At 40.4% G+C, this 11,854-nt stretch carries 10 protein-coding genes and 1 pseudogene; 5 read left to right on the top strand and 6 right to left on the bottom strand.

Going from position 1 to position 11,854, the window contains the following annotated elements; all coding sequences use genetic code 11:
- The first annotated feature begins 24 nt into the window (after positions 1-24).
- Together ACE01U_RS09645 and ACE01U_RS09640 are read left to right on the top strand one after the other, a co-directional pair.
- Positions 25-1,038 (top strand): hypothetical protein, encoded by a 1,014-nt coding sequence (locus ACE01U_RS09645; RefSeq protein WP_395579334.1) that lies wholly within the window; start codon positions 25-27, stop codon positions 1,036-1,038.
- Between the two features lie 155 nt (positions 1,039-1,193).
- Positions 1,194-1,610 (top strand): NUDIX hydrolase, encoded by a 417-nt coding sequence (locus ACE01U_RS09640; protein ID WP_395579333.1) that lies wholly within the window; start codon positions 1,194-1,196, stop codon positions 1,608-1,610.
- A gap of 107 nt (positions 1,611-1,717) precedes the next feature.
- Here ACE01U_RS09640 and ACE01U_RS09635 read toward each other — a convergent pair.
- Positions 1,718-2,202: pseudogene (locus tag ACE01U_RS09635) on the bottom strand (DinB family protein).
- 115 nt (positions 2,203-2,317) lie between these two features.
- A complete protein-coding gene (locus tag ACE01U_RS09630; RefSeq protein WP_119064581.1) occupies positions 2,318-3,217 on the bottom strand; it encodes a DMT family transporter in 900 nt (299 codons plus the stop codon).
- A 181-nt stretch (positions 3,218-3,398) separates the two neighbouring features.
- Here ACE01U_RS09630 and ACE01U_RS09625 point away from each other — a divergent pair, with 181 nt between their 5' ends.
- The 3 genes from ACE01U_RS09625 to ACE01U_RS09615 all read left to right on the top strand — a co-directional run bounded on the left by ACE01U_RS09625 (position 3,399) and on the right by ACE01U_RS09615 (position 7,332).
- Positions 3,399-4,259, top strand: a complete 861-nt coding sequence (locus ACE01U_RS09625) for an AraC family transcriptional regulator (RefSeq protein ID WP_395579374.1) — start codon at positions 3,399-3,401, stop codon at positions 4,257-4,259.
- A gap of 894 nt (positions 4,260-5,153) precedes the next feature.
- Positions 5,154-6,680 (top strand): fumarate hydratase, encoded by a 1,527-nt coding sequence (locus tag ACE01U_RS09620; RefSeq protein ID WP_119064585.1) that lies wholly within the window; start codon positions 5,154-5,156, stop codon positions 6,678-6,680.
- A gap of 103 nt (positions 6,681-6,783) precedes the next feature.
- Positions 6,784-7,332, top strand: a complete 549-nt coding sequence (locus ACE01U_RS09615; protein ID WP_395579332.1) for a DUF2059 domain-containing protein — start codon at positions 6,784-6,786, stop codon at positions 7,330-7,332.
- Positions 7,333-7,337: 5 nt separating this feature from the next.
- Here ACE01U_RS09615 and ACE01U_RS09610 read toward each other — a convergent pair whose 3' ends face one another.
- From ACE01U_RS09610 to tig, 4 genes are all read right to left on the bottom strand, one after another.
- Positions 7,338-8,054 (bottom strand): DUF2846 domain-containing protein, encoded by a 717-nt coding sequence (locus ACE01U_RS09610; protein ID WP_395579331.1) that lies wholly within the window; start codon positions 8,052-8,054, stop codon positions 7,338-7,340.
- Positions 8,055-8,212: 158 nt separating this feature from the next.
- Positions 8,213-9,523, bottom strand: coding sequence for an ATP-dependent protease ATP-binding subunit ClpX (clpX, locus tag ACE01U_RS09605; RefSeq protein WP_395579330.1), 1,311 nt, complete (start codon positions 9,521-9,523; stop codon positions 8,213-8,215).
- A gap of 28 nt (positions 9,524-9,551) precedes the next feature.
- Entirely contained in the window at positions 9,552-10,157 is a 606-nt protein-coding gene (gene clpP / locus ACE01U_RS09600; protein WP_086209937.1) for an ATP-dependent Clp endopeptidase proteolytic subunit ClpP, read from the bottom strand.
- A 192-nt stretch (positions 10,158-10,349) separates the two neighbouring features.
- Positions 10,350-11,681: a trigger factor gene (gene tig, locus ACE01U_RS09595; protein ID WP_395579329.1), complete on the bottom strand. Its 1,332-nt coding sequence runs from the start codon at positions 11,679-11,681 to the stop codon at positions 10,350-10,352.
- Positions 11,682-11,854 lie beyond the last annotated feature (173 nt).

The raw sequence follows: 11,854 nt of genomic DNA, 5'->3' as shown, positions 1-11,854 counted from the left end.
AAATTCTAAATCATTGGTCTCATAATGAATAAAAAATGGCTTCCAATTCTACTGACAGCAACATTTTCTCTGACAGCATGCAGTGAGTCTAATCAACAGCAACAAATATCATCAGACTCAACACCAACACATAAAAACTTAAGTACAGCCAATCCAACGGATATTAAAACTGATCTTGATGCATTGGATCAGATTGCGAATAAAAACTCTCAAGCCATTTTGAGTGCACAAGACGCACTTAAAGCAGCTCGTCAAAATAAACAAGTCGATGCCCTACCTGCTCTACTTGAGCAACTGAAAACCCACTCACTTGAGTTTAACGCTACACTAGATGCAACACACTTCAAAAGCCATGAGGTTGCTGCGCTCAGTGAAAAATTTAAGCAAGTTCATCTTCTGGGAGTTGAGCTCGCACAAGAAAATACTAAAAATCCACCACAGATGGATCGCATCACTGGATTAGAAGCGCAAATCAGCGTGATACAACAAAGTTCTGTCAGTGAAATGAGAGCCTTACAACACATGATTTACCCTCAACTGAATTCAGGGGCATTAAACAACACGCGACAACAGGTAAAATCAGACCCTGAGCTCAATGTTACAGCTCATACTCCACCCCATAGCACCTCACATCTGAGTCAAGATAATGCCGCAGACATCAAACATGACCTCATTGCACTCAGAGCACAATCAAGAGCAACCAAACAAGAAGCTGAAAGCTCAATGATGGAGATAAAACATGCCTTGGAAACGCATGATATGAATGCGTTGACAACTGCAATTGAAAAATCAAACAAACGCATTCAAAGTCTGAATCAAAATTACGATGCTGTGTCTCTAAAAAGCTCAGAAGTCACAGCCGCTCGTGAAAGGCTAAAAAAGGACAATAATCTTCAAATTGAAATGGGTAATATCATCCTATCGGACTCACCAGATCGACAGAGGTTTGCTGAGTTGAGTAATAAACATGACAATTCTCAAAAAATGGTTGAGATTGAGATGGAAGCACTTCGGCTTAAAGCCAATACAGCGTCATGATGCATTCATGTATATTTGGTGAATGCTATTTTTAGTCGAAAAACGCCCTAATAGCTTTTGATAACCAGATGCTCCAATATAGCCCGCGACCATATCCATGACCTTATCTACCTTTTAAGTAGTGTACAGACTTGCCTCTTGGATAAAATTCAAAAATGATATTAATCGAAAAAGTCGTCCCAGTTATATTTCGAAATATCAATCAAAAAACAGAAATATTAGTGTTTAAACATCCAATTGCGGGTATTCAAATCGTAAAAGGTACAGTTGAAGTGAATGAAGAGTTAGAAACAGCGACTCTGCGGGAGCTTTACGAAGAGTCTGGTATTTTATCTGCACATATTCACTCATATTTAGGTTTACATCATCCATCTGAGCAAGGCCCGAACTGGCATGTATTTATCTGCCATAGCACAAAAGCTTTAAAAGAGCATTGGACACATTTTTGCAATGATGACGGTGGATTAGAATTTAATTTCTTTTGGCACCCTCTGTTTGAGTCACCAAGCGCTGAATGGCATCCATTATTCCAAGAATTACTAACGTTTATTAAATCAAAAATTGAACCCTAATTTGGAAAAGATTTTATATTCGTTAGAACTAAAATAATGTTTATTAACAAAGACTTTATGTCTATTTTTTAACGGTGATAACTATTCTGTTTAATTTACTGACGGTCTTAGATCAACATATACACCATATCAATCTCTGGACATAGATAGCCCATTGAAGTTAAAGCTGCTGTGACTTGCCCCCGATGATGCGTTGCATGGTTAAACACATGCAATAATGTAGCAGCATAGGGTAGGCTCATTTCTAGTCCAGCCGATGTTTTGTAGTGTAAATCATGTCCAAATTTTTCCACATCAACATGTTTTAAAAAGTCTATCCAATGGTGAGCTCTGCTTTCTAACTCAAACATGAGTTTATCTTTTCTACGATGGTATTTAACTTCAGTAGAGGCGATGGTTTCGATGAAAACCGAGGAAACCATAGATAATGCTCCCCCACAAGCAAATGATTCAACGTTCCAGAAATAGTTTTGAAGAACAGTCCGCATTCAGCATTAAAATCTTCATCAGAGACATTTTTTAAAGCTTGGTTTAATTTTTGAGTAGACCATACGTTGTAACGAGCGAATAATTCAAACGTTTTTAAATCCATTTATAAAGCCATACATGAAGTTCTCTAAAATGAGCATAATACACAGGATGAAAAACACCTAAGCCTTTCATTTATAGTGCAGAATATCTTTTAATTTTCTCATACACTCTCAGCTTCACTTCAACATTTGACTCAGCCTCAACTTAGGTGCCTTGATAAAGAAAATTGCATTACCACATAAAATCAAAATCACCCCAATCACCGCATTCATATGCCATTGATACCCTTCCCAAAGAGTCGAAATCACCAAAGCCACCAACGGAAATAACAAGGTACTATAAGCTGCCTTGCCTGCCCCAATCCTTCCGACCAAATAGAAATAAGCAGTAAAGCCAATCACTGAACCAAAAACAGCCAAATACAATAAAGCACTCACTGCACTAAATTCCATAGCGGGGAAAAACTCGTCGTGTTTAAATCCAGCAATCAACGCCATCAGAAGTGAACCATATAGCATGCCATAAGCATTGGTGGTGAAAATATCCAGACCGTATTTTTGATGACGCGCACTGATCATATTGCCCAGTGAAAAACCATAAGTGCCCAACACACAAAGACCAATCCCTATCAGCGTATGGTTGTTTAAGGTACTTCCCACCACATCATGCCAAAATAAGGCAATAATGCCCAACCCTCCCAACAAAGCCGCAGGGTAAAAACGTGTAGAAACCTGTTGTCCAAAGAATAGTTTGGCATTGAGGGTATTAAAAATGACCGCCATCGAAAAAATAACGGCCTCCAAACCGCTACTAATATATTGCACCGCATAGTAAAAACAGACAAAGTTAAAACCAAAAATACAGCACGCTTGTAACATACAAAACAGATGATCTTTTACAGCCAATTTTTGCAGTTTTCGGCACAACACAACAAAAGCAAAGAGCACCAGAGCTGAAATAAAGAAACGCCAAAACACTGCCACATTGGTCGATATTCCACTTTGTTGTTGCAGACTTATCGCAATCCATGTCGTTCCCCAAATCACGACCACCAAAGCATATAACAGCGCATTCATACTCTTTCAATCCAACTCAAACCACTCACGCTATTGTGCTTGGTTTAGCTGTCCCATTGCTTGCACCTTCTTGTGGTCACTATCATGAACTTGTGGTTTTTTTTACTGGTTTTCGGATATAGATGACAAAATGAAATCAAAGTCCTACACTCATTCTTCCATTCGGCACTCCGTATAGATGATGAAATATCAGATTCTAGATCAATTACAACAGCATAAAGCCCAACTCCTCGACTCGGTCGAGTTAGGTTCGGGCATGCAGTTGGCCATGTGGCAAAACAACCAAGACCGCGTCAGTGTTTGCAGTAACCACCATACCCTTAGCATGTACATTCAAGGGGGATATCACAGTTATCAAAAAACAGCACAAGGTTGGCATAATGGCGGTGGGCCAGATCATATGTGCCTGATGCCACAAGATTTTGAGTCAACTTGGGATTTGCGTGACCCCCTGACTTTTGTGCATCTGTACTATACTGAGCAACATCTACAACGCGTCGCCGAACAGGTGTGGGATCGTGAGCCGAGCCAAATTATTTTAAATCCACAAAGTTTCGTGGCCGACCCACAGATTTCGATGATCTACCGACACTTTTTACTCAATGGGGCTTGGCAGAACCGTGAAAATCATTTGCAGATGAGTACTGCCACGACACTTCTGCTCAATCATTTGATTAAAAATTATAGCCATACCGAGTGGCAAGCCCCTGAAGTCAAAGGCGGGCTGTCTCCATATAGCCTGAAACAGTTATTAGAATGGATTGATCAACATATTCAGCAAAGCTTGACCTTGTCAGATTTGGCCGAGCAAACGCAGCTCAGTGAATACCATTTTGCCCATATGTTTAAGCAATCCATGCACATGCCACCACACCAATATGTAATGCAACGTCGACTTGAACTGGCACAGCAAGCGCTACAGCAGACGACTGCCAATATGACGGAGATTTCGGAACAGTATGGATTTAGCTCCAGTAGCCATTTTAGTCATCGCTTTAAAAAGCACTTTGGCTATTCTCCATCCCAAATGCGGAAAAATTAGAACCCTTCGATAGGATAAAGCGCAGATTTGAAGCTGGGCAACAGCAAGATTTGTCTAAATTTCAATCTTTTTGTGTTTTTAGTAGTTCAGTTAGCCTATATTTAAATAACAATCAGAGTTCGGCATTAAATTTATGTATGTTATATGAGACACGGAAACGTCATCCACAACCTACGTGGTTTTTTATAAGATATTTTTTTTGCGAAATAATGAATAGATTCCAAGAATTAAAACAGGTTTTGTGGATGACAATGGTTTTGCTTACTTTTCCCGAAAGAAAAGTAGGTCGAACCGAAGGTTAATCCTGCTATATGAATTAAAACGGTAAGACTCTGATATAATTATTCTTTTATTTGTAATATGTTAGATAAAAATCATCGAACTCAGGTTAATATAAAAATAGTGATTATTTATGATGCAAAGTATGTGGTTGCCCTGAGATTTGAAGAAAGCTTAAAACAAAAAAAGAAGATAAAGCTTAAGCCTGATCTTCTTTTTGACCGTACATCCAAGTCGCTGCGATATATACACAAAAGCCCGCAGCCATCACTAAACCTGTCAACATGTTCGATGTCCTATAGTTTGATAAGTGCATTATGCGAAAGTTTTATGACAAATTTATGACAATATTGTCATATTTTAAATGTTAGTATTTTTTCAATATATTCAAAATCTTAATATAAAAATCATACCTATTGATTCACTTTTAGCATGAAATATTTCATTCAACTTAGGCAATTTTGTCATATTTACAACCTTATATGACCTCACTTTCTCGTCAATTTTGTTCAACTATTAAACTTTCGCCCAAAGGCTGCGTAAAACATCCACAACCTCGACATTTTGTCTTATAATTTAGCCCGCTAGCTATCAGCCCGCTCAAGAGATATTTGTATGACCACTATTATCAAGCAAGATGATTTGATCACATCGGTCAAAGACGCGCTTCAGTTCATTTCTTACTATCACCCACAAGACTTTATCCAAGCGATGAGCCGTGCGTATGATCGTGAAGAGAACAAAGCTGCGAAGGATGCGATCGCGCAAATCTTAATTAACTCGCGTATGTGCGCAGAGGGCCACCGCCCAATCTGTCAAGATACAGGTATCGTCAACGTATTCGTTGAAGTGGGTATGGATGTTAAATTTGATTTAACCATGAGCTTAGACGATGCAATCAACGAAGGCGTACGTCAAGGTTACTTAGAAAACTCAAATGTACTGCGTGCTTCTGTATTGGCTGACCCAGCTTTTGGTCGTAAAAATACCAAAGACAACACCCCTGCTGTGATCTATCACAAACTTGTTCCAGGCAACAAAGTGGATATTACTGTTGCAGCAAAAGGTGGTGGTTCAGAAAACAAATCTAAACTGGCTATGCTCAACCCATCAGACTCAATCGTGGATTGGGTACTAAAAACTGTTCCAACCATGGGTGCAGGTTGGTGTCCACCAGGAATGTTGGGTATTGGTATTGGTGGTACTGCTGAAAAAGCCATGATGCTTGCAAAAGAATCGCTCATGGAAGAAATCAACATGGACGAATTACTTCGTCGCGGCCCTGAAAATAAAATCGAAGAACTTCGTATGGAAATCTTCGAAAAAGTAAACGCACTCGGCATTGGCGCGCAAGGTCTAGGTGGCTTAACCACAGTTCTAGACATTAAAATTAAAGATTACCCATGTCACGCTGCGGGCAAACCAGTCGGTATGATTCCAAACTGTGCAGCGACTCGTCACGCACACTTCCAACTTGATGGTACAGGTGTTGCACACATTCAAGCACCAAAACTGGAAGACTACCCATCTGTCACTTGGGATTCATCAACTTCTAAACGTGTTGACCTCGACAACATCACCCAAGAAGAAATGAACGCTTGGCAACCAGGCGACACCTTACTTCTGAACGGTACCATTTATACGGGTCGTGATGCTGCACACAAACGCATGGTCGACATGCTGAACAATGGTGAAGAACTTCCTGTCGACTTAAAAGGTAAATTCATTTACTACGTGGGCCCTGTAGATCCAGTCGGTGATGAAGTGGTTGGTCCTGCTGGCCCAACAACAGCAACACGTATGGACAAGTTCACACGTCAAGTGCTTGAAGCAACCGGTATGTTCGGCATGATCGGTAAAGCAGACCGTGGTCCTGCTGCTGTTGAAGCAATCAAAGACAACAAAGCGACTTACTTGATGGCAGTGGGCGGCGCAGCTTACCTTGTGTCTAAAGCGATTCGTGAAGCTGAAGTGGTTGCTTTTGCTGACTTAGGTATGGAAGCGATTTACAAATTTGTAGTGAAAGACATGCCTGTATCGGTAGCAGTTGATGTGAATGGTACCTCTATTCACGCAACAGCACCAAAAATTTGGCAAGCCAAAATTGGTAAAATTCCAGTAGTCGATGCTGCAGCGGGCTAAAACTTAAGTTTTACTTTTTTGGATACCCTTAACATGCTAAGGTCATGTTAAGGGTATTTTTTTACCTATTTTTATAGACTTAATCAAAAGATATAGACCAACAATGAAAAAATTAAATCACATGCTTTACGGTATCGCCTTATGTGTCCTCAGCACAGCTTCTTTTGCAAAACCCGCGACCGAAGCATCGGTAGAAAAGGCGCTTAAACTCGGCGATATTAAAGGCACTTTAGCGCAGTCTCAGCAAGAGATGCGCCCTGTCTATGACCAACAAGCCGAAGAAATTATTAAGAATATTTTTAAAACATCTACACTTAATCCTGAACAACAAAAAGCTGCCAAGCAAATCGCTGAAATCACCGCATCGTTTAGCAGCAAATTGATTTCAGATCCAAAATTTATGCAAATGCTAAAAGATGTCTACATGCAGACCTTTACCGAAGAGGAAGTGTTGGCCAACATTCAGTTTCTCGAAACACCTCTAGGCCAGTCTATCAATAAAAAAAGCAGTAAAATGATGAGCGAAATCATGCGCAATAGCATCGCCATGTCTGCGGAAATGATGCAAGATCCTGCTATTCAGCAGGAAATGAATCGTCAAATTGAAAAGACCCTTACACCATTATTTGATCAAGCAAAAAAAACAAAATAGTTTACTTACCAGGTTAAAGGATTCCACAGCTTAAACGGCTTCATCAGTTGAACATCTTCATTTGGGTCATATTTTGCAGGTTTAAGTTTTTGCGCTTTCTTTCGTAACTCACCCGTGTGTTGATCTTCAGCTACAAAGTTATAACTGTTGGACTTTAACTGGGTAAATGCAATTTCCTGAATCGCAATTTTTTCAGGGATAACCGCCAAAGGCCCTGCAACCTCTCGTCGGGTAGCCAAGTTCTCTTCATCATACTTGATGAAATAAGACTGCCCCGCTTCTACACTAAAATCGAGATATTTTGGCTTTTGGAAATGATTAATGCCCAAAGGCCTACTGCTCGATAAACGATAAGTTCCCGCGGGCAATTCGACCCAATAGTAATGATTGTTAAGCAGGCTTGGAATACGTTCTTTATTAATAAATAAGCTCGAAGCCACAATTTCTTGACGGTTCCATTTTGAATCTGGACGGTATAGATAGACGATCGCAGCTTGTTCATGTTGAGGTTGAACACGCTGAAAACGCTGTCCTAATTTTTGATTGACCCAACCACCTACGCTAAACACCCCAATACGATACTGCTCAATCATGCCAGGGTCGTGATCAAAATCGACCTCATGACTGAGGGTTGATGTTAATTCGGGTTGCTCTACTGCAACTTTCCCATGACAACCCAATAAAATTAAACTGCTTAAAAGCGTAATCGTCATTGCACGCATGACTATTCCTCACGGCATATTTTTTATTTTGATACTGAATTTTTAGTTTTAATCTAGGCATCCCAGCCTATGATGCAGAGTAGCATTCCCTCTTTTTTTTGAATACAAAAAAACGTGTGAAAACACTCGTTTTTCACACGTTTCAGATGAATAACAACTTAAGCGGACTTTGAGTTAATCACTTTTAAATCAACTTTAGCTGTATCTTTCTGTTCAATTCTTGGTAAACGCTCTGGCTTAAATACTGGTGCAGCCGTGCCGTTAATCACGTCCTCATTCACCACAACCGTGCCAACATCGGTACGACTTGGTAAATCATACATGGTTTCAAGCAGCGTATTTTCCAAAATAGAACGTAAGCCACGTGCACCCGTATTGCGGTCTAAGGCTTTTTTCGCCACAGCGCGCAGTGCCGAGTCTTCAAAAACCAGATCAACATTTTCCATATCAAACAAATGTTGATATTGACGTGTCAGCGCATTCTTCGGTTCAGTCAGAATTTGCATCAAAGCTTCTTCGTCTAGCTCTTCCAAAGTCGCAATTACAGGTAAACGACCAATAAATTCTGGAATCAGACCAAATTTCACCAAATCGGTCGCTTCAACTTGACGGAACAAATCAGACAATTTCTTGCCTTCATCTTTCTTCTTCACTTCAGCAGTAAAGCCAATTCCGCCTTTTTCTTGACGCTGTTGCACGATTTTCTCAAGACCAGAGAATGCCCCACCACAGATGAACAAGATATTTGAAGTATCAATTTGAATGAATTCTTGCTGCGGATGCTTGCGACCACCTTGAGGAGGAATAGAGGCAACCGTACCTTCGATCATTTTTAGTAAAGCTTGTTGTACGCCTTCACCCGACACATCACGCGTGATCGACGGGTTTTCAGACTTACGGGTAATCTTGTCGATTTCATCGATGTAGATAATACCCTTTTGTGCTTTTTCTACATCGTAGTCTGCTTTTTGTAGAAGCTTTTGTACGATATTTTCAACATCTTCACCCACATAACCTGCTTCAGTGAGTGTCGTTGCATCTGCCATTGCAAAAGGCACATCGAGAAGGCGTGCCATGGTTTGCGCAAGTAAAGTTTTACCCGAGCCTGTTGGTCCTACCAATAAGATATTACTTTTCGCAATTTCAACAGCCTCATCGTGCTTATGCCCACCATGGGTCGCCTTAAGGCGTTTATAGTGGTTATAGACAGCAACAGACAAGGTTTTCTTTGCCACATCTTGACCAATCACATATTGATCCAGTGCCGCACGAATCTCGTGAGGTTTAGGCAGTGGTTTTGCCGCCCAGTCACCCGACTCAACTTGTTGACTGGTTTGCACCAAGTCTAAGCATACGTCCACACATTCATTACAGATGTACGCGTCCTCGCCTGCAATCAGCTTCCCGACCTCAGACTGCGTTTTACCGCAAAATGAACAATGCTTTTGTCCTTGAGGATGTTCGGACATATTCACTCCAATTCTAAACTTTTAAAACTTATGGACGTTTAGATAACACTTCGTCCACGAGACCATATTCTTTCGCAGCTTGTGCTGTCATAAAGTTGTCACGGTCAGTATCACGTGCCACAGTCTCAAAGTCTTGACCACTGTGCTCTGCCATTAAACGGTTTAAACGTTCTTTAATGAACAGAATTTCACGTGCATGAATTTCAATATCAGATGCCTGACCACGGAAACCGCCTAACGGTTGGTGGATCATAACACGTGCATTTTCAAGGCAATAACGTTTACCTTTCGCACCAGCATTCAATAAGAATGCACCCATTGATGCTGCCTGCCCCATACAATAAGTCACAACGTCTGGCTTAATGAATTGCATGGTATCGTAAATCGCCATACCTGCAGTCACTGAACCACCTGGTGAGTTGATGTAAAGGTGAATGTCTTTATCTGGGTTTTCCGCTTCTAAAAACAACATTTGCGCGACAATCAAATTTGCCATGTTATCTTCAACTTCACCAGTCAAGAAGATGACGCGCTCACGCAATAAACGTGAATAGATGTCAAATGAACGCTCACCACGAGATGACTGTTCTACAACCATTGGAACTAAAGCATTTTCGATAGTTGGAATATACATACGTTTATTTATTCCTAAATTTTTTGTTACTCAACTCATAGTCACAATATGAGGGATAATTGCTGAAAATGCAAAATATTCCCAAGTAAATAACAGATATTTTTTGCATAAGCTTTGTGAACCCAGGGCCTTTTACCACCCTAAATCATAATAAAAAAGGCGCTCAAAGCGCCTTTTTTACTTTAGCTAAACTTAGCCTTGTTGACGAGCTTGTTGCTCTTTCAATAAGTCTTCGTAGCTTACAGCTGTATCCGTTACTTTAGCAGATGCCAAGATGTGATCAACCACTTGGTCTTCTAACACAACAGCTTCAATTTGTGAACGTTGTTGTTTGTCATTTTTGAAGTATTCAATCACTTCAGCTGGATCTTCATAAGAAGAAGCCATGTCTTCGATGTAAGCGTCAACACGTGCTTGATCTACTTCGATTTTAGCATCCGCTAAAACTTTGCTGACAAGTACGCCTAATTTTACAGATTTTTCAGCTTGTTCTTTGAACAATTCATCTGGAAGCATGCTTGAATCAAATGCTTTCGCGCCTTGAGCACCAAACTGCTGCGTGAACTGTTGAATCATTTGTTGACGTTGACGGTCAACTTCTTGAGCAACCATAGACGCAGGAAGCTCAACTTCGTTTGCAGCAACAAGCGCATCAAAAGCTGCACCCTTTACTTGGTTACGTAGACCATTTTTCACTTCACGCTCCATGTTTTTGCGAACGTCAGCTTTTAATTTTTCAACGCCTTCTTCTTCGGTTAGACCAAAGATTTGAAGGAATTCAGCATCAACTTCAGGAAGTTTTTGCTTTTCAACAAGCTTCACAGTGATTTTGAATTGTGCAGCTTTGCCTGCAAGGTTTTCAGCTTGGTAGTCTTCAGGGAAAGTAACATCAATCACTTTCTCTTCGCCTTTCTTCATACCAACGATGCCGTCTTCGAAGCCAGGAATCATACGACCTGAACCTAAAACAAGTTTAAAGTCTTCAGCAGAACCGCCTTCAAACTTCTCACCATCTACAGAACCTTCAAAATCAAACGTCACTTGCATGTCTTTTTTAGCCATGCCTTTTGTTTCAGTCCAAGAAGCACGTTGCTTTTGAAGGTTTTCAATCATCTGGTCAACGTCTTTGTCGTTCACTTCAGATGCTTTACGTTCAACTTCTAAACCAGCAAATTTAACTTCAACTTCTGGATAAACTTCAACAGTCGCTTCATATACAAGCGCGTCGTCTTTTAATTCAGATTTTTCAATGTTTGGCATACCAACAGCATTGATTTTTTCTTGTTGGATTGCTTCGAATACCGTGTCACGAATGATGTCGCTTACGACTTCTTGGTAGATACCTGCGCCATATTCACGACGAACAACATTTACTGGCACTTTACCTGGACGGAAGCCGTTGATCTTCACAGTTTTAGCAGTGCGTTTTAAGCGAGCTTCGAACTGCTCGTTAACACGGCTCGTCGGTACAGATACATTTAAACGACGGGTAACACCCGAAACCGCTTCAGAAGTTACTTGCATGGCTTCCTCAATATTTTGGTAAGAACAATTTTAAAAAGTGCCACATTATATGACAACATTGAACGATATACAAAACACCTGATTGAAACCATATATTTTTTAATTCTTTTATCCGTTTTTTATTTTCCACGCATCTCCACATTTCCACTAAATTAAGTACAAAGTATTATATT

The sequence above is a fragment of the Acinetobacter halobius genome, from assembly GCF_044130335.1.
GTDB lineage: Bacteria > Pseudomonadota > Gammaproteobacteria > Pseudomonadales > Moraxellaceae > Acinetobacter.
This window is presented reverse-complemented; position numbering and strand designations above follow the sequence as displayed.